A 22,893-nucleotide genomic window follows, 5' to 3' on the forward strand; every position below is an offset into this window, starting at 1 on the left:
AATGGTTCCGTCCATCTTCCCACGAGCCGGGACCACTGCGCCGGGCAGCTCTTCCGGCCTGCTTTTCCCCTGCCCTGCCTGTGCCCTTCCGGCCCGCTCTCCCGCTCTTCCCGCCCGGCCGGTGGATGCGGCAGGATCGACTCTCATGATCTTGGAGAGTGCACTGCTCGACGTCCTGCCCGGCCGGGAGGACGCCTTTCTCGGCGCGTTCGCCCAGGCCAAGCCACTGATCGCGGTCCAGAAGGGCTTCCGCTCACTGGCGCTGCGGCGCTGCCTGGACGAGGGGCGGGGCGCGCGGTTCCTGCTCCAGGTGGAGTGGGAGACCCTGGAGGACCACACCGAGGGCTTCCGCGGATCGCCCGAGTACCAGGAGTGGCGGGCCCTGCTGCACCACTTCTACGCGCCGTTCCCCGAGGTGGAGCACTACGGCGAGCCGCTTCTCACGGCGTAGCCGGTTTGGGGCAGGCCCCGGGCCCCTGGTAGCGTGGGGCGCTGCACCCGGCCTCGGCATGCCCTCTCAGCCTGACCGAGCCGCCGGTGCAGCCCGTTCATCGTTTTTCACAGACAAGACTGAGGCTCCTTCGTGGCGAACATCAAGTCCCAGATCAAGCGCAACAAGACCAACGAGAAGGCGCGCCTGCGCAACAAGGCCGTCAAGTCCTCGCTGAAGACCGCCCTGCGCAAGGCCCGTGAGGCCGCTGCCGCCGGTGACACCGAGAAGGCCACCGTGCTGGCCCGCGAGGCCTCCAAGGCCCTCGACAAGGCCGCCAGCAAGGGCATCATCCACAAGAACCAGGCCGCCAACAAGAAGTCCGCGATCACCAAGCGCGTCGCTGCCTGATTGTCGGATTCCGGCTGACCTTTTGGTTGACCGATTTCCCCGCCGGGCCCGTCCCGGCACGGTCTGCGCGACCGGCGGCCCTCTACCCGCCCCCCGTGGACCCTTCCCCTCAGGTCGGAACTCCGGCCCTCTACCCGGAGCCCTGAGGCGCAAAGACTCGTACCGCACGCGGCCTGCGTTCGCCACGCGGGTGCGGTACACACGGCAGAACCGAACAGGCGTCGCAGCTGGCCCTTCCCCGGGCGGCTGCGGCGCCTGTCGGCGTTCCGGGCCCGGGTCGCCCCGGTCGGCGGACGGTGACACCCCCTCACTCTCTGCGACATCCTGTTCACCGATATGGTTCGGTGCTACGACCAGCGCGCAGGACACCCAGTTGGGGGCTCAACAGATGTCGACACCAACAGACGCCGGCCCCGGGTACGGCAGCTTCCCCGGCCGGCCGTCGGGCTACGGGCCGCCTCCTCCCCCGGTGTCCTCCGGACCGGCGCCCGTCCAGGCACGCCCGGCCGCCTCGTCCTCGCGCCGGAGTCTGCTGTGGGGCGTGGCGGGCGCGCTGGTGGCCTCGGTGGTGTGGGCGACGGCCGTCATCACCGTGCCGGGCATCGTCACCACCGGCGGCAAGGCCCCCGGTCTCGGCGGCTACCGCGTGGTCGACGACCTGTGCACCACCGCCCGGTTCACCCGTTTCACCCAGCTCTACCCCGCGCAGTCCGGCACCCCGTACCACTACTCGACCCGGCACGCGGCGATGGACGACATGTACTGCAGCAAGTACCTCAAGAAGAGCAGCAGTGACACCGAGTACTCCTCGCTCTACCTGGAGGCTCAGCTGCACAAGGCGGTCGACCCGCGGCAGGAGTTCGAGGCGCAGAAGTCGAGCCTTCAGCAGCGCAAGTACCAGATCAGCGAGGTGCCGAGCCTCGGCGAGCAGGCGTACATCGGCTACCTCGACGACCCCAGCAGCTCGGACCGGACCTGGCACTACCTCACCCAGGTGCTGTACGTGCGCGACGGCGGGCTGACTTACTACCTGAGCTGGTCCGGCTCGTACCAGGAGGGCAAGGGCACGCCGCCGGACCGGGACACCATCCGGCAGGCGCTGCTGATGGACAGTCGGGACGTACTCAAGGCGATCGGCGGGGCCTGAGCTCCGGCCCCGGAGCTCCGAGCGTCAGTAGGGGCGGGCTCCCGAGCGGGCCGCCCGGGCGACGGCGACCACGGCCCGCTCCAGCGCGTAGGCGGGGTCGTCGGACCCACCCTTGACGGCGGCGTCCGCCTGGGCGATCGCGGTGAGGGCGGTGGCCACGGCATCGCCCGTCCAGCCGCGCATCTGCTGGCGGACCCGCTCGACCTTCCACGGGGGCATCCCCAGCTCGCGGGCGAGGTCGGCCGGGCGCATGTTCCGGCCGGCGGTGGCGAGACGGCCGATGCTGCGGACACCGGAGGCCAGGGCGTAGGTGATACCGGTGGGCGGCTGGCCGACCGCCAGCGCCCAGCGCAGCCGCTCCAGCGCCTCGGCCGCCCGGCCGGTGACCGCGAGATCGGCGACCTCGAAGCCGGTGGCCTCGGCCCGGCCGCTGTAGTAGCGGGCGACGACCGACTCGTCGATGGTGCCCTCGACGTCCGCGGTGAGCTGGCTGCAGGCGGCTGCCAGCTCGCGCAGGTCACTGCCGAGCGCGTCGAGCAGTGCCTGGCAGGCCTCCGGACTGGCCGAACGGCCGAGCGTGCGGAACTCGCCCCGGATGAAGGCCAGCTTGTCCCCGGCCTTGGTCAGCTTGGCGCAGGCCACCTCGCGGCCGCCCGCCTTGCGGCCGACGTCCAGCAGGCCCTTGCCCTTGGCGCCGCCGGCGTGCACAAGCACCATGATCACCTCTTCGGCGGGTGCCTCGATGTACGCCTTGACCTCCTTGACCGACTCGGCGGAGAGATCCTGGGCGGCCCGGACGACGATGACCTTGCGCTCCGCGAAGAGCGACGGCGTGGTCAGCTCGGCGAGGCTACCGGGCTGGAGGGCACCGGGGGCGACATCGCGTACGTCGGTGTCCGGGTCGGCCGCCCTGGCGGCAGCCACCACCTGGGCAACCGCGCGGTCGAGCAGCAGCTCCTCCTGGCCGACCGCGAGGGTCAGCGGGGCGAGCAGGTCGTCGGGTGCACTCTTCCTGGCCATCGCGTACCAGGATCGCACGGGGCACCGACAGCACCGTGCGCGCAGGCGCCCGACCCGGGCACCTCGGTCGGCTGCGGCATCTGCACAATGGTCCCGTGACCCTGAACAACAGCCGCCAACTGCTCGTCCTCCCCGACCGCGACGCCGCCGAGGAGGCGGCGGAGGAACTGTCCGCCCGCCGGCCCGACCTGGGCGATCTCGAACTCGTCCGGGACTCGCTGGCCGGCGAGGACGACGCGGAGGACGCCCAGTGGCTGGTCGTCATCGAGGCGCCGGAGGAGACCGGATGGACGGCGGAGCAGCTGGCCGCGCTGGACGCTGCCGCCGCCGAGCACGACGGCTGGCGCGAGGAGGCCTGAGCCGTTTCGCGGGGTGCTGACGCGTCGACAGTTCCCTGACGCCTCATGGCAGGCGCTGTGCCTGGGATCGGGAATCCCTGGTTGACCGGCGATGCTGCAGGGATCATGGCAGCCATGGACATGGACAGACGCGAACTCGCCGACTTCCTCCGCCGTTCCCGCGAGCGCCTCCGCCCGCAGGACGTCGGGCTGGCGTCCGGGCCCAGGCGCCGCACGCCGGGGCTTCGCCGCGAGGAGGTGGTCCAGCTCGCGGGGATGTCGACGGACTACTACATCCGCCTGGAGCAGGCCCGGAGCCCGCAGCCCTCACCGCAGATCCTCGCCTCGCTCGCCCGCGCGCTGCGGCTCACCGAGGACGAGCGGGACCACCTCTACCTGCTGGCCGGCCACCGCCCGCCCGCCGGCCGCCACTGCGGCACCCACGTCTCGCCCGGCCTGCTCTACCTGCTGGACCAGCTCAAGGAGACCCCGGCGCAGATCCTCAGCGACCTCGGTGACCTGCTGGCGCAGAACGACATGGCGACGGCGCTGTTCGGCACCGTCTGCTCCGTCCAGGAGGACGAACGCAACGTCATCTGGCGCTGGTTCACCGACCCGGTTGTCCGGCAGGCGTACCCGGCCGAGGAGCACGACCGCCTGAGCCGGGTGCACGCCGCCGACCTGCGCGCGGCCGTCGCGCGACGGGGGAACGACGCCGAGTCCACCGCGCTGGTCAAGCGCCTGTCCGCCGCGAGCCGCGAGTTCACCGCCCTCTGGGAGCTCCACGAGGTCGGCGTCCGGCGCACCAGCAGGATGCGGGTCATCCACCCGACGGTCGGCCCGATCAACCTCGACTGCCAGTCCCTGCTGACCCCGGTGGAGGACCAGCGCCTCCTCATCTTCACCCCGCCACCCGGCACGCCGGACATCAACCATCTGGAGTTGGTGCGGGTCGTGGGCCAGGAGCAGTTCAGCTCGGCGGCGGGCGGGGCCGAGGAGCTCTGAGGCCTTGGGAGTGCCGGCGCTCGCGGGGGTGAGTGGCGGCACGGAGGTCGGTGGGGGTGCCGAGGACGGCGATGTCGCCGGAGCGGTCGGTGCGCAGGACGGCGGAGCCGAGGGCGCCGAGTCGGCTGACGGTGTGGGAGGAGGGGTGGCCGTAGGGGTTGTCGACGCCGCAGGAGATCAGGGCGAGGCGGGGGTGCAGGGCGTCGATGAGGTCCCAGTCCTGGTTGGAGGAGCCGTGATGGGCGACCTTGAGGATGTCGACCCGGGGTGGGCGTAGGTAGGCGCGGAGGGCGGCCTGCGCCGGGGGTTCGAGGTCGCCGAGGAGGGCGATCCTGAGCGGGTCCTCAGGTGGGCCGACCGTGGCGAGGAGGGCGATGCTGGCGTTGTTCGCGCCTGGGGTGGCCGGGCCGAGCTGCCCGTCCGGCCAGAGGACGTCCCAGGAGAGCTGGGGGCCCGCGCTTCGGTGTTCGCCTCGTTGCGCGCGCAGGACCGGGACCCGGGCGTCGGCCGCCCAGCCGAGGACGCGGGCGTGCTCGCCCGGCGGGGCGTCCAGGGTGGTGACCTGGAGCGCGCCGATGCTACGGCCATGCAGGACCCCGGGCAGCCCCTCGGCGTGGTCCGCGTGGAAGTGACTGATGATCAGCAGCGCGATCCGGGTGATGCCGAGGTCGCGAAGGCAGGTGTCGGCAGCACCCGGGTCGGGACCGGCGTCGACCACGATCGCGCTGTCGGGAACCCCGCCGGGGTCGGATGACAGCGGCAGAACGGTCATGTCTCCCTGGCCGATGTCGCACATGACGAACCTCCACCCCGGCGGCGGCCAGCCGGTGGCGATCCGGGTGAGCAGCGGCGGGCGCAGGAGGACGACCAGCAGGGCCAGCCCGAGCGCGGCGGCCAGCGCCGCGCGGACGTGACTGCGGTCGGAGCGTCGGGACGAAGCAAGGAAAGGACGGGCGGCCCAGCCGAGGGCGAGGGTGGTCAGGGCCAGTGTGACGGCGCCGAACAGGCCTCCTGGCCAGGCCAGTTGCGCGCCGGGCAGAGCAGCGCCGTGCCGAGCGACCGCCGCCAGCCAACCGGCGGGCAGAGCGGCCAGATCGGCGAGGAGGCGGGCGGCGGCACGGGAGAACGGGTCGATGGACAGGGCGGCGAAGCCGAGCAGGGTGGCCGGTGCGACCGCGAGTTCGGCGAGCAGGTTGCAGGGGACGGCGACCAGGCTGATCCGGGGCGCCAACAGGATGGTGACGGGTGCGCAGAGCGCCTGGGCCGCGGCGGTGGCGGCAACGGCGGTGGCGAGGCGGTGGGGCCAGCCCCGACGGAGCAGCGCGGCCGTCCACCGCGGGCCGAGGGTGAGCAGCCCGGTGGTGGCGAGGACGGAGAGCACGAAGCCGTAGGAACGGGCGAGGTACGGGTCGAGCAGGATCAGGACGAGCGCAGCCGCCGAGAGAGCGGGCAGCGCCTGGCGGGGACGTCCGGTGGCGAGGGCGAGCAGACCGATCAGGCCGGTGGCGGCGGCGCGCAGCACGCTCGGGTCCGGGCGGCACACGGTCACGAAGGCCAGGGTCAGCGCGGTGCCGAGGAGGGCCGTCACGCGCAGCGGTAGACCCAGCAGACCTGCCAGACCGCCGCGTCCTGGCGAACCGGCCCTGGCCGGCGTACCGATCAGGACCGTCAGGATGATCGCGAGGTTCGCACCGCTGACCGCGGTGAGGTGTCCGAGGTCGGTGGCCCGGAACGCCTCGTGAAGGCCGTCGGGCAGTCGTGAGGTGTCGCCGACGACCAGGCCCGGGAGCAGGCCTCTGGTGTCGGGCGGCAGGTGGTCGCAGGCCGCGCGGAGGCCCGCTCGCAGTCGGCCGGCCACCCACTGCGGCAGGCCGGGCCGAGCAAGCAGCCTGGGCGGACCGTGGGCCAGCACGACGGCCGCGCTGCTCACGGAACCGTCGTCGGCGGGGAGGACCCGTACGTCGGCGCTGAGCCGGGTGGAGGGGAGCAGCCCTTGCCAGGCGGGGGCGTCCTGGGCGCGGACCATGACGGTGACGGGCGTTCGGGTACGGATGGCGGTCGGAGGTTCCGGCAGCGTGACCCGGTCGACGGTGGCGCTGATGGTGAGCAGCGACTGGCCCGGCGCGGTTCCGCGCGTCCGGGAGACGTGGGACTTGGGATCGCCGGCAAGGGTGAGGTCGACGCTGAGCTCAGCGGGCGGGTCGGGGCCCGCGTCGGGAACGCGGCCCGGGACGCCGTCGGACTCGGCGGCCGAGGCCATGGGCGGTGGGTGGGCGAGCACCGGTAGCGGGCCGCGATGAAGGTCCGCCGTGTGCAGCACGGTGGTGATGGTGGCAGCGGCCGCGGTGACAAGAACGGCGGCGAGGACCGTGGCGGAGGGCCGGCGGCCTGTGCCGACCAAGAGGACCAGAGCTGCGGCGGCTGCCATCGCGGCGAGCAGGAGCAGCAAGGTGCGGTGCTCCGGGCCGAGGTGGAGGACGGTGAAGGTGACCGCCCAGGCCGACACGGCCGGGACGAGGAGGCGGAGGTCGGCGGGCTCGTGCTTGCCCGGCAGGCGGGTCGGGGTGACGGTCGGCGGAGCCAACGGGGCCTCAGAGATTGAGCAGGGCACGCAGCTCGCCGAACTTCCGTTCGCCGATGCCGGAGACCTGGCGGAGCTGGTCGAGCGAGCGGAAGCCGCCGTGCTCCTGCCGGAAGAGGACGATGCGCTGAGCCAGCGTCGGGCCCACTCCCGGAAGTGCGTCGAGCTGCTCGATGGTCGCGTGGTTGAGGCTGAGCGGCGTTCTCGGACCGCCGACGGCCGAGGCCGGCTGTCCGGCGGGCGCGCCGACGACGATCTGCTCACCGTCGGTCAGGACACGGGCCAGGTTGAGGCCGGCCGTGTCGGTGTCCGGCAGCGGGCCGCCGGCTGCGCCCAGCGCGTCGGCGACCCTGGAGCCGCTCGGCAGCGTACGGAGGCCCGGGTGCGGGACCCTGCCCGCGACATCGACCACCACCGTCGGCCCGGACGGAGCCGAGCCGGCAGGTGACCCGGGCGGTGGCCCGGCGCCGGTGCGCGTGGCGGCCGGGGCCGTCACCGCTGTGGAGACGGGAATCGCGACCGACTGTGGACGGGCCAGCCAGAAGTGTTGGACGGCGTAGCCGACGGCGAACAGGAGCAGAACACCCAGGCCCAGAAGGGCCCTACGGTCGAGCATCATCGCGGGGTGGAGCATCAGGGCGGACCGCCACCGGCTCCGGGCACAAGGGTGCCTGAAAGCAGGTTCAGCCGGGAGATCCGGTTCAGGCTCACGCTCGGCCTCGTTCGACGTGCCCGTCGAAGGCTCGGGATCGGCGCCGGGCAGCGGGCCCGGCCGGGGTGGACCCGCGCTGCGGGCGGCCCGCAGAAGCATCTCCCCCTCGTCGGCGGCAGAGGTCGCGAACAGGTTGGACATCCGGTCGCGGACGGTCTCGGTGGTCTCTCGGCGCCGCACGGCGCCCGGGGTCATCGTCCTCATGCCGAGGACGGTACGGAGGAATCGGCGCCCGCCCGGAAATGCTCAATTCCCTGTGGACAACTCGGGGGTGTGGATAACTTCCCTCACTCGAACGAGGGAGTTTGCGCTGCGCAGTGCTCAGCGCGGCGAGACCACCACGGCAAGCAGCCCGGGCCCCACATGGGCGCCGATCACCGCGCCGACCTCCCCCACGTACAGGTCCCGCAGGCCCGGTACGCGCTCCCGCAGGCGCTCCGCGAGCGGCTCGGCCCGGTCCTCGGCGGCCAGGTGGTGCACCGCGATGTCGACCTCCGCCTCCCCCGCCCGCTCCACCGCGATCTCCTCCAGCCGGGCGATCGCACGCGAGGCCGTCCGGACCTTCTCCAGCGGTTCGATCCGGCCACCGGAGAGATGCAGCAGCGGCTTCACCGCGAGCGCCGAGCCGAGCAGGGCTCGCGCGGGCCCGATCCGGCCGCCTCGTCGGAGGTGCTCCAGGGTGTCGACGTAGAAGAAGCCGCTGGTCCGCGCCGCCCGCGCGGTCGCCGCTGCCACGACCTCGTCCAGGCCGCGGCCGTCCTCGGCGGCCTGCGCGGCCGTCAGGACGCAGTGGCCCAGCGCCATACCGACCAGCCGGCTGTCCACCACCCGGACCGGGATCGGAGCCTCGGCGGCAGCGAGCAGAGCGGCCTCGTACGTACCGGAGAGCTCGGCCGAGAGATGCAGCGAGACGACCGCCCTTGCCCCCTCCTCGGCCGCCGCGCGGTAGGCGGCGGCGAAGGTCTCCGGGCTGGGCCGGGAAGTGGTCACCCTGTGCTTGCCGCGGAGCGCCTCGGCGACGTCCTTGGGCGAGATCTCGACGCCCTCGGCCAGGACCTCGTCGCCCACCGCGACGCTGAGCGGGACCACCGCGATCCGATGACGGTCCACGGCGTCCTGCGGCAGGTAGGCCGTTGAATCGGTGACGAGTGCGAGGTGGTCGGGCATGAGCCGGAGGTTACTCCCCGTGCGAGGCAGAAGACAGCGCTCCCAGCTGCGATGGTTTCGTGAAACCCGCCCACACCGCCTACATCGCCGAGGAACTCCCCGTCGAGGGGCCCGTGGAAGGCTTGCGCAGGCGCTGCGCGAGGCGGGTCAGCGGTTCCGCGAGCCCGAGAACCTCCTCCGCGCTCATCTGACGCCCCGTGGAGAGCCCCTTCCGCACAGGGTCAGGACCGGCGGGGGAGGACGACGGCACCGGGCCGGAGTCCCAGTGCCGCAGCGCGCCCGCCTCGCTCGCGCACTCCTCGCTCAGCCGCGCCAGCTCGTCGTCGGCGAAGCGGCGCATCCGGTCCTGCGCCGCCCAGCGCATCGACTCGGCGGAGTGCGTGATCCGCTCGGCCCGCTCCCGCAGCTCCGGGAGCTTGGCGGCGACCCGGCCCGCGTCCGGTTCCCGCTCCAGCACCCGCAGCTCGCCGTCCAGCTCCGCCGCGTATGCGTCCAGCCGGGTCAGCAGCTGCAGCGCCTCGGCCAGCTGGCCGTCCTGCGTCAGACCGTCCTCCAGCACCCTCCTGGTCCCGTCGAGCGAGGTCCGCAGCGACAGCCGGACTGCGGCGATCTGCCCCTGGGAACCCGGCTTGGTGTACTTCTTCGCCTTCAGGGTGGCGGTTTCGACCGCCCGCCGGGCGTTGGCCTCATGCTGCTCGACCTTCGCCGCGACCGCTCGCGCGGCCTTCACCGCACCGATCACCACCATGGTCAGCACGCCCACCCCGAACAGCACGACCAGGGCGATCACCACGCCGAGCACGTCCATCACGAGCCACCTTCCACCGGATGCGGCCGGCTACGACCACCAGGACTCCCACGGTAGCCGCCGAGGCCACCACCGGGGCGGGTCAAACCGGACATCGCGCAGGAGATCAGGGACGGCTCAGGGATCTCCCTCAGGACTCCCCTCAGGCACAGGGCAACGCAACGGGCGGCCCCTCCCGAAACCCCGGGAGAGGCCGCCCGCCGCGAACCGGCATCGGTCAGCCGGTGACGATGTTCACCAGCTTCGGTGCCCGCGCGATCACCTTGCGGACCGGCGCGTCGCCGATCGCGGCGACGACCGCCGCATCGGCCAGCGCCAGGGCCTCCAGCTCGGCGTCGGAGATCGACGGCGCGACCTCCAGCCGGGCCTTGACCTTGCCCTTGATCTGGACGACGCAGGTCACCGTCTCGTCGACCACGTACGCCGGGTCGGCGACCGGGTAGTCGGTGTGGGCCAGCGACTCGGTGTGGCCCAGGCGGCGCCACAGCTCCTCGGCGATGTGCGGGGCCAGCGGGGCGACCAGCAGGACGATCTGCTCGGCCACCGCACGCGGCGTGGAGCCGCGCTTCACCAGGAAGTTGTTCAGCTCGATGGCCTTGGCGACCGCCGTGTTGAAGCGCAGTCCGGCCATGTCCCCGCGGATGCCGTCGATCGCCTTGTGCAGCGCCCGCAGAGTCGCCTCGTCGGGCTCCTCCTCCGTCACCACCAGCTCGCCGTTGGCCTCCGAGACGATGTTGCGCCACAGCCGCTGCAGGAAGCGGTACGAGCCGACGACCGCGCGGGTGTCCCACGGGCGGGAGACGTCCAGCGGGCCCATCGACATCTCGTACAGGCGCAGGGTGTCCGCGCCGTACTCGTCGGCGATCTCGTCGGGCGCGACCGCGTTCTTCAGCGACTTGCCCATCTTTCCGGCCTCGCGCTTGACCGGCTCGCCGTTCCAGAAGTACGTGCCGCCGCGCTCCTCGACCTCGGCGGCGGGCACCGGGAAGCCGCGCTCGTCGCGGTAGACGTCCGCGGTGATCATGCCCTGGTTGAACAGCTTGTGGAACGGCTCGACCGAGGAGACGTGGCCCAGGTCGTGCAGCACCTTGTGCCAGAAGCGGGCGTACAGCAGGTGCAGCACCGCGTGCTCGGCACCGCCGACGTACAGGTCCGCGCCGCCGGCCGGCTTCTCGGCGGTCGCGCCCAGCCAGTAGCGCTCGTTGGCCGGGTCGACCACCTTCTCGCCGTTGACCGGGTCGATGTAGCGCAGCTCGTACCAGCACGAACCGGCCCAGTTGGGCATGGTGTTGGTCTCGCGGCGGTACGTCTTCACACCGTCGCCCAGGTCCAGCTCGACGGTGACCCAGGCCTCGTTGCGGGACAGCGGAGTCTTCGGCGACGAGGTGGAGTCGTAGGGGTCGTAGGTGTGCGGAGAGTAGTCCTCGACCTCGGGGACCTCGACCGGCAGCATCGACTCGGGCAGCGCGTGCATCACGCCGTCCTCGTCGTAGACGATCGGGAAGGGCTCGCCCCAGTACCGCTGACGGCTGAACAGCCAGTCGCGCAGGCGGTAGTTGACCGTCCCCTCGCCGATGCCGTGGGAGGTCAGCCACGCCGTCACGGCGGCCTTGGCGTCGACGACGCTCAGGCCGTTCAGCGACAGCTCGTCGTGCACCGAGTTCACGATGACGGAGTCGTAGGTGTCGAAGGCGTCGTCCCAGGTCCGCGTGGACTCGCCGCGGCCGTCGGTCGGCTCGACCACGCAGCGCATCGGCAGGTCGAAGGCGCGGGCGAAGGCGAAGTCGCGGTGGTCGTGGGCGGGGACGGCCATGATGGCGCCGGTGCCGTAGCCCATCAGCACGTAGTCGGCGATGAAGACCGGGACGGGCTCGCCGCTGACCGGGTTCACGGCGTAGGCGCCCGTGAAGACGCCGGTCTTGATCTTGGCGTCGACCTGGCGCTCGACGTCCGACTTGGCGGCGGCCTCGGCGCGGTACGCGGCCACGGCCTCGGCGGGGGTGGCGGCGCCGCCCTTCCAGTCCTCGTGGGTGCCGGCCGGCCACTCGGCCGGGACGATCGCGTCGACCAGCTCGTGCTCGGGGGCCAGCACCATGTAGGTGGCGCCGAACAGGGTGTCAGGGCGCGTGGTGAAGACGGTGATCGCCCGGTCGCCGCCGACGGCGAAGTCGACCCGGGCGCCCTCGGAACGCCCGATCCAGTTGCGCTGCTGCAGCTTGATGGCCTCGGGCCAGTCCAGCAGGTCCAGGTCCTTGATCAGCCGGTCGGAGTAGGCGGTGATCCGCATCATCCACTGGCGCAGGTTGGACTTGAACACCGGGAAGTTGCCGCGCTCGGAGCGGCCGTCCGCGGTGACCTCCTCGTTGGCCAGCACGGTGCCCAGCCCGGGGCACCAGTTGACCGGCACCTCCTTGGAGTACGCCAGCCGGTACTCGCCCAGCAGCTCCTCGCGCTCGGCGCCGGACAGCGACGCCCAGGCGCGCCCGTCCGGGGTCCGACGCGTGCCGCTCTCGAACTGCGCGATCAGCTCGGCGATCGGACGGGCCCGGTCGGCCTCGGAGTCGTACCAGGAGTTGAAGATCTGCAGGAAGATCCACTGCGTCCAGCGGTAGTACTCGGGGTCGATCGTGGAGATCGAGCGGCGCGAGTCGTGGCCCAGGCCCAGGCGGCGCAGCTGCTGCCGCATGTTGGCGATGTTCGCCTCGGTGGAGACGCGGGGGTGGGTGCCGGTCTGGACGGCGTACTGCTCGGCCGGCAGGCCGAAGGCGTCGTAGCCCAGGGTGTGCAGCACGTTGTGGCCGGTCATCCGCTGGTAGCGGGCGTAGACGTCGGTCGCGATGTAGCCCAGCGGGTGGCCGACGTGCAGGCCGGCACCGGAGGGGTACGGGAACATGTCCATGATGAAGCTGTGCGGCTTGGCGGAGACGTCACCGGCCGCCGCGTCCGACAGGGCACCGGCCGGGTTGGGGGCGTTGAACGTCCCCTCCTTCTCCCAGACGTCCTGCCAGCGGGACTCGATCTCGGCCGCCAGCGCGGCGCCGTAGCGGAAGGGCTCGGTGGCGGCCTCGGCCGCGCCGGAAGCAGGGGTCGTCTCGCTCATGGTCCTTCAGGGCTCCATCGATGTCAGTTAGCGAACCAGCGGCCAGGTCCGGGAAACAAAAAAGCCCCTCGCAGGAGGGGACGCCACGCCGACTCCGGCACCCGCCCGAAGGCTCAGCCGGTCCTGGTCAGCGCGGCCGGCTAAGGAGCAGGCGCACGGTTCGCATGGGCTCAGGGTACCGCACGGCCAAGCGCCCCAAGGCCGGGTCGGCGCGGAGCGCCGCCTCCGGTCAGCCGACCGTGGCCCGCGCCGCCGCGTCGAAGTCCCGCAGCGCCCGCGCCACCCGCGCGGACTGCATCCCCGCCGCCAGCCGCCGCGCCTCGTCCGCGATCCGCTCGGCCTCCTGGTGCTCCCCGGTGCGCTGGTACGAGTCGGCGAGCCGCACCATCAGCAGCGCCTTCGCGCGCGCCCGCTCGGGCGACAGCGCGGCGACGGCACCCGCCAGCAGGTGCTGTGCCCGCTCGTGGTCGCCCAGGAAGAGGTACCCCTCCCCCACCATGCCCTCCAGGTCCGCCCACTCCTGACCGTGCCCGGACTCGCCCTCCAGCGCCAGGAACGCCCGCTCGGCGACGGCCTCGGCACTGATCTGCTCCCCCTTCTTGCCGTGCGCCCGCGCTATCCGGCCCAGCTGAAGTGCCCGCTCACGCGGGGTCAGCACCTCCTCGGCCGCCCGCAGCGCGGTGGAGAGCATCGCCACCGCGTCCAGGCCGCGCCCGCCCGAGTTGTGGGTGGCCTGCACGGCGAGACAGCCCACCACGCTCACCCCGAGCCGGGGATCGCCCGACACATGGGCCGCCCGCAGGGCCGCGACGAAGGCCCGCTGCGCCGCCGCGTCGTTGCCCATGTCGTAGTTGGCCCAGCCGACCAGCCTGGCCAGCCGGCTCGCCGCGCCGTACAGCTCCCGGCCGAGCGTCTCGTCGTACGCGCCGAGTTCCAGCAGCTTGCCGACCATGGCCAGCTCGGCCTTGGCGAGGTCGAGGATCAGTCCGCCGCCGTAGGTTCGTTCCAGGCGCTGCTTGCTGTCATACGAGAGCCGGAGGTCGGCCAGCTGCTCGCGGGCGATCCGCAGGGCGCCCTCGCCGCCGGTGACCTCGGGGGCCGGCGAGGCCCAGTGGCGGGCCGCCTGCTCCAGCTCGTCGCCGCGGAAGAGGTCGGTGAGCCGTACGGGTGCGGCGTCCGCCCCGGCCTCCCGGAGGGCGGTCTGCGCGGTGTCGGCCGTCCACGGGTCGGTCAGCAGCCGCGGCGAGAGGATCTTGGCGCCGCGGTTGCTGCCCATCTGGCCCCAGAGCTGCTCGTACGTGACGGCGATGCCCACGGTGCGGCTGAGCACCTCGCAGACGGTCTGGTCGTGCGGGGCCCGGGGCACCATGCCCCGGTCGCGCCACTTGTACGGGGCGGTGGAGCTGATCGCCAGCGCGGCGGGGAGTGCGGCGTTGACCTCGCGGGCCAGCCGTTCGGGGCTCCACCCGAGCTGGTGCAGTATCCGGGCCAGCTCTTCGTTCCGTTTGCGCGCCAGATCGGCCATGCCACGACCGTAGCGGGCGGGCCCGGCGCCTCGGTAGGGTCCCCGCATCCCGCGCCGCTGCCGACACGACGAAGGCCGCCTCCCGATTCGGGAGGCGGCCTTCATGTCCTGTGGAGCTACGGGGAATTGAACCCCGGACCTCTTGCATGCCATGCAAGCGCTCTACCAACTGAGCTACAGCCCCTTGACCTGCGACGTCACCGGTTGTTTCCCTCGGCGACGTCGCCTACTTTACACGGTCCTGGGCCCAGTCCACTAATCAGTTCCGCCCCGGAGAACAGCCGGGTCCCGCTGATGACCGGTCAGCGCACGCCGTTCCCCGACGGGAGCACGGCCACCTGCTCGGACCGCCGCCCGGCGCTGCTCACCCCCGCTGAGCAGCGCCGGCCACGTCATGGACGGACGGATCAGGACCCGCTCAGCCGGCCGCGCGGCGGGTGCGCAGGGCGAAGGCGGCGGCCGCCGCGAACGCCAGCGCGATGGCGGCGCTGGTGACCAGCAGCGCGTGCCCTGACGTACGGGCCGGGGCCGGGAAGCTGACCTCGCCGAGGAAGACGGTCCCGAGCAGGGCCACCCCGACCACCTGGCCGACCTGGATCACCGTCACCACCACCCCGCTGCCGTCGGCGGCGTCCGCCGGGTCGACCCTGCTCAGCGCCCGGGCGAAGAGCGGGCTGTACGCGCAGCCGGCCGCCAGGCCCGCCGTTGTGAGCACCGCCTCGGCACCGAAGCCGATCTCGGCGCCGCCGCGCAGGATCACCCCGAAGACCAGGTAGGCGGGCGCCACCACGGCCAGAGCCAGCATCGGCAGCGGCAGGTGCAGCCGCTGGGGAAGCCGCTGCCAGTGCAGGCTGGAGAGGCCGAAGCCGACCGCGACCGGCCCGGAGAGCAGACCGGCGCGCAGCGCGCTGTGGCCGAGGCCGGCCTGCTGGTGCAGGGCGAAGGCGAACATGAAGCCGGCGAAGCCCGCCATGATCAGGAAGATCGCCCCGGCCGCCGGTACCAGCCCGGGTGCGCGCAGCACCCGGCCCGGGATCAGCGGCTGGCCGCCGCGGGCGGCGATCCGCCGCTCGACCACGCCGAACAGCCCGAACATCGCCGCGCTGCCCGCCAGCGCCACCCAGGCCCAGACCGGCCAGCCGAGCTCGTGCCCGAGCACCAGCGGCACCACCAGCAACCCGAGGGCCACCGCCAGCACCACCAGCCCCACCAGGTCGAAGCGGCGGCTGCTGTCGCCCGGAAGTACCGGCAGCAGCCGCCGGCTGAACGCCAGCAGCGCCAGCCCGATCGGTACGTTCACCAGGAAGACCGGCCGCCAGCCGGCGCCGAACAGGTCCGCGCTGACCAGCAGGCCGCCGAGCACCTGTCCGATGGCCATACCGCCTGCGATCACCGCCGAGTACAGCCCGAGCGCACGGGCGCGCGCGGCGCCGGTGTAGGTGCGCTGGATGAGGCTCATCACCTGGGGCACCATCAGCGCCGCCCCCACGCCCTGGAGCAGACGGAAGCCGATCAGCGAGCCGGTGTTCGGGGCGAGGCCACAGGCCAGCGAGGCCGCGGTGAAGCCGACCAGGCCGTACTGGAACAGCCTGCTGTAGCCGAACCGGGCACCGAGCCGGGCGCCGGAGATCAGCAGCACCGCGTACGCGATGGTGTAGCCGGCGATGACCAGTTGGAGGGCCGCGCCGGAGGCGTGCAGGTCGGTCCTGATGGTCGGGACGGCGACGTTGACGATGGAGACGTCGAGCAGGGCCATGAACTGGCCGGTGAGGACGAGAAGGAGGAGCAGCCCCGGCCGGGCCGTCGTCCCCGGGGCCGCGGGTGCGGCGGTGGCGCGTATCTGAAGGTCCGTCATGGACCCATCGTGCGGGCGCGCTGATACTGGTGGTTAGAGCCTGCTGATCCTGGTACTGACAGCACCTGTCAGCGGCAGCGGGGATCCGTCACGATGGGGGGATGACCATGCTGGACGAACGTACCGAGGCCGTGGCCGCCGCACCGGGGAAGGACCGGCGGCGGACGGAACTGGCCAGGTTCCTCAAGGCCTGCCGCGCCCGGGTGACCCCCGAGGCCGTCGGCCTGCCGCCCGGCCTGCGCCGCCGTACGCCGGGGCTGCGCCGCGAGGAGGTGGCGCAGCTGGCCGGGGTCGGGGTGACCTGGTACACGTGGCTGGAGCAGGGGCGCCCGATCAACGCGAGCGAGCAGGTGCTGGAGGCGGTGGCGCGGACGCTGCGGCTCGACGGCACCGAACGGGACCACCTGTTCCGGCTGGCCGGCTTCAGCCCGCAGCGGCTCGCGGACACGGCCTGCCCGATCCTGGACCCGGTGAACCAGGTGATCATCGACCAGCTCGACCCGCTGCCCGCCGCGATCTGCAACGGCCGCTACGACCTGCTGCGGTTCAACGGCGCGTACGACGCACTGTTCCCCGGCGCGACCCGCCCGCGCTCGCCGGACGGGCGGCGCAACAGCATGTGGTGCGCGTTCACCGTGCCGGACTGCTGCAACCCGTTCCTCAACCGGGACGAGGAGCTGCCCCGGATGGTGGGCGTGCTGAGGGGCGCGTACGGGCGGCACGTCGGGGAGCCGGTCTGGGAGGAGTACATCCGGGACCTCGCGGCGGCCAGCCCGGAGTTCCGTGAGCTGTGGGCCCGCCAGGAGGTCGCGCCGCCCAGGACCTCGCTCAAGGTCTTCCGGCACGCGGCGGTGGGCGAGATGCGGTTCCAGGCCTCGTACCTGACCATCCCGGCCGCACCCGAGGTCTACCTGGTGGTCTACACCCCGGAGGGCCCGCGGGACCGCGAGCGGATCGAGTGGCTCGCGGCGAACCCCGGCACCCCGCCGGCCGACCACCGCCACGACTGCTGACCACCGTGGCACTCACGGCTACCGGTACGACGAAGGCCGCCTCCCTGACGGGAAGGCGGCCTCGGTCTCGCTGTGGAGCTACGGAGAATTGAACTCCGGACCTCTTGCATGCCATGCAAGCGCTCTACCAACTGAGCTACAGCCCCGCGACACGCGCGGCCCTCGCGGACCACTGGTGCGGAGTGGAGCTACGGGGAATTGAACCCCGGACCTCTTGCATGCCATGCAAGCGCTCTACCAACTGAGCTACAGCCCCGCACTCGGAGGAACTCCCCGCCTCCCTCTCGGGCGGCGTTCTTTCCTGCGAACGAGGAAGACTCTAGCTGGTCAGGCCCGGAACTGCGAAATCCCCTCCCCGTCGCTCAGGTGTCGTCGCCGATCACCGGCTGCGGCAGCGTGCCCGCGTTGTGCTCCAGCAGGCGCCAGCCGCGCGCGCCCTGCCCCAGCACGGACCAGCAGCAGTTGGAGAGACCGCCGAAGCACTCCCACTGGGCCGGGTGCAGGCCGAGCAGCCGCCCGAGCATCGTGCGGATGGTGCCGCCGTGGCTGACCACGACCAGGGTGCCGTGCTCCGGCAGCTTCTCGGCCGCCTGCAGCACGACCGGGACCGAGCGGTCGGCCACCTCGGTGCTCAGCTCGCCGCCACCGCGCCGGACCGGCTCGCCCTGCGCCCACGCCTCGTACTGCTCCGGGAAGCGGGCCCGGATCTCGGCGTTGGTCAGCCCCTGCCACTCGCCCGCGTAGGTTTCGCGCAGGCCCTCGTGGTGCTGCACGTCCAGGCCGGTGATCTTGGACAGTTGGGCGGCCGTGTGCTTGGCGCGCTTGAGGTCCGAGGAGATCAGCAGGTCGGGGCGGAGCCCGGCCAGCAGCTTGGCAGCCCGCCGGGCCTGGAAGATGCCCTGGTCGGTCAGCTCGATGTCGGTGGTGCCCTGGAACCGCGACTCGAGGTTCCAGGACGTCTGGCCGTGTCGCCAGAAGACGATGCGCGGGCCCCGCGCGGCGCGGCTCAGCTCTCGTCCTCGGCGGTGACGTTGCCGGCGGCGTCGGTGACGGCGTTCTCGGGACGGTTGCGGGTGGCCAGCGCGTCGGCGGGGATCGGAAGCTCGGGGCAGTCCTTCCACAGCCGGTCGAGGGAGTAGAAGGAGCGCTCCTCCGAGTGCTGGACGTGCACCACGATGTCCAGGAAGTCGAGCAGGATCCACCGGCCCTCGCGCTCGCCCTCCCGGCGCACCGGCTTGACGTCGAGCTTCTCGCGGAGCTGGTCCTCGATCTCCTCGGCGATCGACTTCACCTGGCGGTCGTTGGCCGCGGAGGCGATCAGGAAGGCGTCGGTGATCGCCAGCACGTCGCTGACGTCGAAGGCGATGATGTCGTGGGCCAGCTTGTCAGCCGCCGCCTGGGCGGCGACGTTGATCAGTTCCTGGCTGTGGTCCGTGGCAGTCACAGTGTTCTTCCGGCTTGGCTACAGAGATAACGCCTTCCAGGATCTCACGAAGAACGAGAGGCCCCGGTCGGATTACCGGGGCCTCGCCGCGTTACTGCTGCTTGGGGACCTGATAGTCCTTGCCCAGCACGACCACCAGGTCCGCGTTCTGCGCGTCGGTGACCTTCTTCACCGCCGTCTCCTTCAGGTTGAGGCTGGTCGCCAGCGACTTCGCGGCGGCCTGCTTGGAGTCGTCGGCGTAGCGGATCTCGCTGGTGGCCTGGGTGCTGCCGGACTTGTCACTGGCCGGGACGACGTCCAGACCGGAGTTGGTGACCTGGACGGCCGCCGAGTTCGCCGCATCCGCGTTGCCGGAGGCGTTCAGGATGCTGACCCGGACCGTCGCGCTGCTGCCGCCCTGGGCGCTGTGCACGGTGCCGCCGAGGACCTCCTTGACCTGCTGGCCGGCGGTCGCCTCGTCCAGCGTGCCGTCCTGCTTCACCTTCAGCGTGGCGGTGCCGAAGTGGCCGTTCTTCGCCTGCTTGGCGAGCTGGGCCAGGACGCCCGCCAGCGCCTGCTCGGGCAGCGAGGGGTCGAGCACCGCGTTCATCCGGTGCACGTCGTCCTGGGCCTCGGCCAGGTCGGTGGGCATGGTGCGCACCAGCGCGTCGAGCACCTGCCCGAACCGGGCCAGCTGGGCGTCCCGGCCCTCACCGGTCGCCTGGTAGGTGGCGTACGCGACGGCCGCCTGGCCGTTCAGCGTGACCGCCTTGCCGGCCGGCGCGAGCGACTTGCCGGCCGCGTCGTGCACCTCGGCGTTGGTGTCCACCTTGATGCCGCCGAGCTGGGCCACCAGCAGCTGCAGGTACGGGGTGTCCAGCCGCCAGGTGCCGGCCACGGTCGCGCCGAGCACGGTGTTCAGCCCGTCCCGGGTGGCGGAGGGGCCGACGGAGTCCATCGCCTGGCCGAGGGCGACGGTCGCGGTGTCCCCGGTGCTGGGCAGCTTGAGGGTCTCCGGCAGCAGCAGGACCGAACCCTTCTGGCCCGCCTCGTCGTTGACCAGCAGGGCGGTGCTGACCTTGCCCTGAAGGTCTCTCAGATGCACCACGTTCACCTGCCGCGGCCCGGCGGCCTTGGCCGCCGTGGGGGCGCCGCCGATCTTGCCGGTCCACCAGAGGTAGCCCGCGCTGGCGCCGGCCGCCAGGGCCAGCACCACGACCAGGCCGATCGCGCGGTTGCGCAGCTTGCGGCGACGCTCGTCACGGCGCTCGCTGCGCGACTCGGCGAACTTCAGCCAGTCGATGACGTCCTCGGTCTCCTCCGCCTCCTCGTCGACGAAGGTGAACTCGCCCGTCCCGTAGTCCTCGGCCTGCACCTTGGCGGTACGGCGGCCGCCGACCTGCTCGGAGGGCTCCTCCGGCCGGACCGGCACGACGGGCTCGGCCGGACGCGGACGCGGCGGGACGACCGGCCGGACGGGCCGGGCCGGCTGCACGGGTGCCACGGGCTGGACGGGTGCCACGGGCTGGGCCGCCGGCTGCACGACGGGCTGCTGCCCGGTGCCGTAGGGGTCCTGCACGTAGGCCTGCTGCTGGCCGTAGGGGTCGTAGACCGGCTGCTGCGGCTGGTACTCCTGCTGCTGCGGGTACTGCTGCTGGTAGCCCTGATGGGGGTACCCCCGGCCGGAGGCTGGGGGATGGTCCTGGACGTACGCCTGCTGCTGCGCGTACGGGTCGTAGCCGGGCTGCTGGTAGTACTCCTGGTACTGCTGCTCCTGCGGGTACGGCTCCTGGACGTAGCCCTGCTGCTGCCCGTACTGGTCGTAGACCGGCTGCTGCTGCCAGGCCTGTTGCTGGCCGTAGCCGTCGCCGTCCTGTCCCCTGCGGTCTGCCGATCCGGTCACGCCGTCCCTCCCGGGATCAAGGCTGGGCCGGCGCGTAGAGCGCCCGCTTGTGGATGTAACGGACCACACCGTCCGGCACGAGGTACCAGACCGGCTCGCCCTTGGCGACGCGCATCCGGCAGTCCGTGGAGGAGATGGCCAGCGCCGGGACCTCCACCAGGGAGACCCCGCCCACCGGAAGGCCGGCGTCCGACAGAGTGTGCCCCGGGCGGGTGCATCCGATGAAGTGGGCGAGCGAGAAGAGCTCCTCGGAGTCCCGCCAGGAGAGGATCTGGGCCAGGGCGTCGGCGCCGGTGATGAAGAACAGGTCGGCGTCCGGGTGCAGGGCGTGGAGGTCGCGCAGGGTGTCCACGGTGTAGGTGGGGCCCTTGCGGTCGATGTCGATCCGGCTGACCGAGAACTGCGGGTTCTCCGCGGTGGCGATGACCGTCATCAGATAGCGGTCCTCGGCGGGCGTGACCTGCCGGTCGGTCTTCTGCCACGGCTGGCCGGTCGGTACGAAGATCACCTCATCGAGGTGGAATGCACTCGCCACCTCGCTGGCGGCGACCAGGTGCCCGTGGTGGATCGGGTCGAAGGTGCCACCCATCACGCCGAGGCGCTTCTTCACCGGTCCGCCGGGGGTCTCGGCCTGCTGTCCCATGCCGCCACACCTTACGCGACGTGCCTTGCGCCAGGGCAAGCCCGCCCCAGGGCGACTACAGGGAGCGTTCGGCTGCTCGCCGAGCGCTCCCTGACGGTGGCCCGGCTCAGCGGTCGCGGTTGAAGCGCGTGGTCACGTAGAGCAGCAGCAGGAGGATGAAGAGCGCCACGCCACCGGTCAGGAGCGGGTTGAGGCTCTCGTGGTTGCCGCCCTCGGCGAGCTGGGCGAGGGCGGGGAGTGCAGCAGTGCTCATGGTCGGCGGGACCTTCTCGGCTCGGTGAGGGGACCAGGACGCGGGCCGGGAGGACCCGCGGGCTCATCGTACGGGTGGGGCCTGCGCAACCGCGCGGCGGCCCACCGCGTCTGATCCCCCGTAGGTCGGGTGCCGCGCGCGGTCCCCCGTAGGTCAGTTGTTGCGCCCGGCCCTGACCAGGAGCCAGGCCAGCAGGCCGACGCCGACCACGGAGGCGATCAGGACGATCCGCAGGAACAGCCCCGGGCCGGCCTCGGTGGAGATCGGTCCGGCCAGGCTCACAAGGGTGGCGGGGGACATCGGCGGGCTCCTCGGTCTGTACTGCTCGGTCCGGTCCACCCAGCGTAGACCGGGGCGTACCGGACATCGGACGGCACCCCCGGGGGTACCGTGAGCGCCGGGGACGAGTACGCACGAACAGACGTTGTAGCCAACAGCAGCGGGGGCCGGCGGGGAGCCGGTGCCGGCGTCGACCAGGAGGTACTCACACCATGACCGACATGACCAAGGACAACAGCCCGAGCCGTCGCCGCGAGCGCTTCCCCGGAATCTCCACCCGGGCCTGGGAGCACCCGGCGGACCGCTCGGCCCTGGTCGCCCTGCGGAGGCTGTCCGGCTTCGACGAGGTCCTGAAGAAGCTGGCGGGGCTGGTCTCCGAGCGCAGCGTCCGGCTGATGTTCCTGGCGACGGCCGTGAAGACCTCCGAGCGGCAGTTCCCCGAGCTCCACAGCATGGTCCGTGACGCCGCGTACGTCCTGGACCTGGAGCAGGTCCCCGACCTGTACGTGACGCAGGACCCGGCCGTGAACGCCATGTGCATCGGCATGGACACCCCGATCATCGTGGTGACCAGCGGCCTGGTCGAGCTGCTCGACGAGGAGGAGCTGCGGGCCGTGATCGGCCACGAGGTCGGCCACGCGATGTCCGGCCACGCGGTCTACCGGACGATGCTGCTGATCCTCACCAACATCGCCGCCCGGATCGCCTGGATCCCGCTGGGGAACCTCGCCATCACCGCCGTGATCACCGCTCTCAAGGAGTGGTTCCGCAAGGCCGAGCTCTCCTGCGACCGCGCCGGTCTGCTGGCCGGCCAGGACCTGCAGGCCTCGATGCGCGGCCTGATGAAGCTGGCCGGCGGCCACAACCTGGGCGAGATGAACGTGGACGCCTTCCTGGAGCAGGCCGAGGAGTACGAGAAGGCCGGAGACCTGCGCGACGGCGTGATCAAGCTGCTCCAGGTGCTGCCGCAGACCCACCCCTTCGCGGTGGTCCGGGTGGCCAAGCTGAAGAAGTGGGCCGAGAGCGACGAGTACCGCTCGATCCTGGCCGGGGCCTACCCGCGCCGCGCCGACGACCCGGACACCTCGGTCGGCGAGCAGTGGAAGGCCGCTGCCGACTCCTACTCGAAGTCGGTCAAGGAGAGCAAGGACCCGCTGATGGGCCTGATCCGCGACGTCGCCGGTGGCGTCGGCACGGTGGGCGGCAAGCTCCGGGACACCTTCGCCGGCGCCCGCGGCCCTGCCGAGCCGCCGCGCGAGGAGAGCTGAGGGAACGCGGGG

General features: G+C 72.2%; 21 protein-coding genes and 3 tRNA genes. 7 read left to right on the plus strand and 17 right to left on the minus strand.

Annotated elements, in window-relative coordinates:
• Positions 1 to 145: 145 nt before the first annotated feature.
• From FB465_RS11250 to FB465_RS11260, 3 genes are all read left to right on the plus strand, one after another.
• Positions 146 to 451, plus strand: coding sequence for an antibiotic biosynthesis monooxygenase family protein (locus FB465_RS11250; protein ID WP_145789974.1), 306 nt, complete (start codon positions 146 to 148; stop codon positions 449 to 451).
• A 132-nt stretch (positions 452 to 583) separates the two neighbouring features.
• Positions 584 to 841, plus strand: coding sequence for a 30S ribosomal protein S20 (rpsT, locus tag FB465_RS11255; protein ID WP_145789976.1), 258 nt, complete (start codon positions 584 to 586; stop codon positions 839 to 841).
• A gap of 388 nt (positions 842 to 1,229) precedes the next feature.
• Positions 1,230 to 1,988, plus strand: a complete 759-nt coding sequence (locus FB465_RS11260) for a hypothetical protein (protein ID WP_145789978.1) — start codon at positions 1,230 to 1,232, stop codon at positions 1,986 to 1,988.
• A gap of 24 nt (positions 1,989 to 2,012) precedes the next feature.
• Here the strand turns inward: FB465_RS11260 and holA are convergent, their stop codons facing one another.
• Complete coding sequence (holA, locus tag FB465_RS11265) at positions 2,013 to 3,008, minus strand: DNA polymerase III subunit delta (protein ID WP_145789979.1); 996 nt, start codon at positions 3,006 to 3,008, stop codon at positions 2,013 to 2,015.
• A 101-nt stretch (positions 3,009 to 3,109) separates the two neighbouring features.
• Between holA and FB465_RS11270 the strand changes: the two genes are divergently transcribed.
• Positions 3,110 to 3,367: a hypothetical protein gene (locus tag FB465_RS11270; protein ID WP_211785966.1), complete on the plus strand. Its 258-nt coding sequence runs from the start codon at positions 3,110 to 3,112 to the stop codon at positions 3,365 to 3,367.
• A 114-nt stretch (positions 3,368 to 3,481) separates the two neighbouring features.
• A complete protein-coding gene (locus FB465_RS11275) occupies positions 3,482 to 4,351 on the plus strand; it encodes a helix-turn-helix transcriptional regulator (RefSeq protein WP_145789983.1) in 870 nt (289 codons plus the stop codon).
• On the opposite strand, the gene FB465_RS11280 is transcribed toward FB465_RS11275, so the two are convergent.
• From FB465_RS11280 to FB465_RS11315, 8 genes are all read right to left on the minus strand, one after another.
• The gene (locus FB465_RS11280) at positions 4,317 to 6,935 is read right to left on the minus strand and encodes a ComEC/Rec2 family competence protein (protein WP_246192615.1); all 2,619 of its coding nucleotides are present in this window, start codon (positions 6,933 to 6,935) and stop codon (positions 4,317 to 4,319) included. The two genes, FB465_RS11275 and FB465_RS11280, sit on opposite strands and share 35 nt — an antisense overlap.
• Positions 6,936 to 6,942: 7 nt before the next feature.
• Complete coding sequence (locus tag FB465_RS11285) at positions 6,943 to 7,848, minus strand: ComEA family DNA-binding protein (protein ID WP_246192616.1); 906 nt, start codon at positions 7,846 to 7,848, stop codon at positions 6,943 to 6,945.
• Positions 7,849 to 7,965: 117 nt separating this feature from the next.
• Positions 7,966 to 8,811: a DegV family protein gene (locus FB465_RS11290; RefSeq protein WP_145789985.1), complete on the minus strand. Its 846-nt coding sequence runs from the start codon at positions 8,809 to 8,811 to the stop codon at positions 7,966 to 7,968.
• Between the two features lie 79 nt (positions 8,812 to 8,890).
• A complete protein-coding gene (locus FB465_RS11295; protein WP_145789987.1) occupies positions 8,891 to 9,619 on the minus strand; it encodes a hypothetical protein in 729 nt (242 codons plus the stop codon).
• Between the two features lie 217 nt (positions 9,620 to 9,836).
• On the minus strand, positions 9,837 to 12,719 hold the full coding sequence (gene leuS, locus FB465_RS11300) for a leucine--tRNA ligase (protein ID WP_145789989.1): 2,883 nt from the start codon (positions 12,717 to 12,719) through the stop codon (positions 9,837 to 9,839).
• A gap of 229 nt (positions 12,720 to 12,948) precedes the next feature.
• Positions 12,949 to 14,244 carry an NsdA family TPR-like regulatory protein gene (locus FB465_RS11305; protein ID WP_145789991.1) on the minus strand — a complete coding sequence of 432 codons (1,296 nt, stop codon included), beginning with the start codon at positions 14,242 to 14,244 and terminating at the stop codon, positions 12,949 to 12,951.
• Between the two features lie 111 nt (positions 14,245 to 14,355).
• Positions 14,356 to 14,428: transfer RNA gene (locus FB465_RS11310), tRNA-Ala, on the minus strand.
• 234 nt (positions 14,429 to 14,662) lie between these two features.
• Entirely contained in the window at positions 14,663 to 16,099 is a 1,437-nt protein-coding gene (locus tag FB465_RS11315) for an MFS transporter (protein ID WP_145789993.1), read from the minus strand.
• A gap of 101 nt (positions 16,100 to 16,200) precedes the next feature.
• On the opposite strand from FB465_RS11315, the gene FB465_RS11320 reads away from it, so the two are divergent.
• Entirely contained in the window at positions 16,201 to 17,112 is a 912-nt protein-coding gene (locus tag FB465_RS11320) for a helix-turn-helix transcriptional regulator (protein ID WP_246192617.1), read from the plus strand.
• 73 nt (positions 17,113 to 17,185) lie between these two features.
• Here FB465_RS11320 and FB465_RS11325 read toward each other — a convergent pair.
• From FB465_RS11325 to FB465_RS35770, 8 genes are all read right to left on the minus strand, one after another.
• A tRNA-Ala gene (locus FB465_RS11325) sits at positions 17,186 to 17,258 on the minus strand.
• Between the two features lie 37 nt (positions 17,259 to 17,295).
• Positions 17,296 to 17,368: transfer RNA gene (locus FB465_RS11330), tRNA-Ala, on the minus strand.
• Between the two features lie 106 nt (positions 17,369 to 17,474).
• The gene (locus tag FB465_RS11335; RefSeq protein WP_145797274.1) at positions 17,475 to 18,122 is read right to left on the minus strand and encodes a histidine phosphatase family protein; all 648 of its coding nucleotides are present in this window, start codon (positions 18,120 to 18,122) and stop codon (positions 17,475 to 17,477) included.
• Positions 18,119 to 18,556 carry a ribosome silencing factor gene (rsfS, locus tag FB465_RS11340; RefSeq protein ID WP_145789995.1) on the minus strand — a complete coding sequence of 146 codons (438 nt, stop codon included), beginning with the start codon at positions 18,554 to 18,556 and terminating at the stop codon, positions 18,119 to 18,121. Before rsfS ends, FB465_RS11335 begins: the two co-directional genes overlap by 4 nt.
• 91 nt (positions 18,557 to 18,647) lie before the next feature.
• On the minus strand, positions 18,648 to 20,438 hold the full coding sequence (locus FB465_RS11345; protein ID WP_145789996.1) for an LCP family protein: 1,791 nt from the start codon (positions 20,436 to 20,438) through the stop codon (positions 18,648 to 18,650).
• A gap of 16 nt (positions 20,439 to 20,454) precedes the next feature.
• The gene (nadD, locus tag FB465_RS11350; protein WP_145789998.1) at positions 20,455 to 21,081 is read right to left on the minus strand and encodes a nicotinate-nucleotide adenylyltransferase; all 627 of its coding nucleotides are present in this window, start codon (positions 21,079 to 21,081) and stop codon (positions 20,455 to 20,457) included.
• Positions 21,082 to 21,187: 106 nt separating this feature from the next.
• Complete coding sequence (locus FB465_RS35765; protein ID WP_170290567.1) at positions 21,188 to 21,334, minus strand: hypothetical protein; 147 nt, start codon at positions 21,332 to 21,334, stop codon at positions 21,188 to 21,190.
• A 153-nt stretch (positions 21,335 to 21,487) separates the two neighbouring features.
• A complete protein-coding gene (locus tag FB465_RS35770; protein WP_170290568.1) occupies positions 21,488 to 21,634 on the minus strand; it encodes a hypothetical protein in 147 nt (48 codons plus the stop codon).
• Positions 21,635 to 21,825: 191 nt separating this feature from the next.
• Here FB465_RS35770 and FB465_RS11355 point away from each other — a divergent pair, with 191 nt between their 5' ends.
• Positions 21,826 to 22,881 (plus strand): M48 family metallopeptidase, encoded by a 1,056-nt coding sequence (locus FB465_RS11355; protein WP_145789999.1) that lies wholly within the window; start codon positions 21,826 to 21,828, stop codon positions 22,879 to 22,881.
• The last annotated feature ends 12 nt before the right edge of the window (positions 22,882 to 22,893 follow it).

The sequence above is a fragment of the Kitasatospora atroaurantiaca genome (assembly GCF_007828955.1).
Classification (GTDB): Bacteria; Actinomycetota; Actinomycetes; order Streptomycetales; family Streptomycetaceae; genus Kitasatospora; species Kitasatospora atroaurantiaca.

Coding starts and splice junctions, on each gene's coding strand:
- FB465_RS11305 (WP_145789991.1), bottom strand. CDS start 14,244: ATGGCCGATCTGGCGCGCAAACGGAACGAAGAGCTGGCCCGGATACTG.
- FB465_RS11285 (WP_246192616.1), bottom strand. CDS start 7,848: ATGAGGACGATGACCCCGGGCGCCGTGCGGCGCCGAGAGACCACCGAG.
- leuS (WP_145789989.1), bottom strand. CDS start 12,719: ATGAGCGAGACGACCCCTGCTTCCGGCGCGGCCGAGGCCGCCACCGAG.
- FB465_RS35765 (WP_170290567.1), bottom strand. CDS start 21,334: ATGAGCACTGCTGCACTCCCCGCCCTCGCCCAGCTCGCCGAGGGCGGC.
- nadD (WP_145789998.1), bottom strand. CDS start 21,081: ATGGGACAGCAGGCCGAGACCCCCGGCGGACCGGTGAAGAAGCGCCTC.
- FB465_RS11355 (WP_145789999.1), top strand. CDS start 21,826: ATGACCGACATGACCAAGGACAACAGCCCGAGCCGTCGCCGCGAGCGC.
- FB465_RS11315 (WP_145789993.1), bottom strand. CDS start 16,099: ATGACGGACCTTCAGATACGCGCCACCGCCGCACCCGCGGCCCCGGGG.
- FB465_RS35770 (WP_170290568.1), bottom strand. CDS start 21,634: ATGTCCCCCGCCACCCTTGTGAGCCTGGCCGGACCGATCTCCACCGAG.
- FB465_RS11295 (WP_145789987.1), bottom strand. CDS start 9,619: ATGGACGTGCTCGGCGTGGTGATCGCCCTGGTCGTGCTGTTCGGGGTG.
- FB465_RS11250 (WP_145789974.1), top strand. CDS start 146: ATGATCTTGGAGAGTGCACTGCTCGACGTCCTGCCCGGCCGGGAGGAC.
- FB465_RS11320 (WP_246192617.1), top strand. CDS start 16,201: ATGACCATGCTGGACGAACGTACCGAGGCCGTGGCCGCCGCACCGGGG.
- holA (WP_145789979.1), bottom strand. CDS start 3,008: ATGGCCAGGAAGAGTGCACCCGACGACCTGCTCGCCCCGCTGACCCTC.
- FB465_RS11260 (WP_145789978.1), top strand. CDS start 1,230: ATGTCGACACCAACAGACGCCGGCCCCGGGTACGGCAGCTTCCCCGGC.
- FB465_RS11290 (WP_145789985.1), bottom strand. CDS start 8,811: ATGCCCGACCACCTCGCACTCGTCACCGATTCAACGGCCTACCTGCCG.
- FB465_RS11275 (WP_145789983.1), top strand. CDS start 3,482: ATGGACATGGACAGACGCGAACTCGCCGACTTCCTCCGCCGTTCCCGC.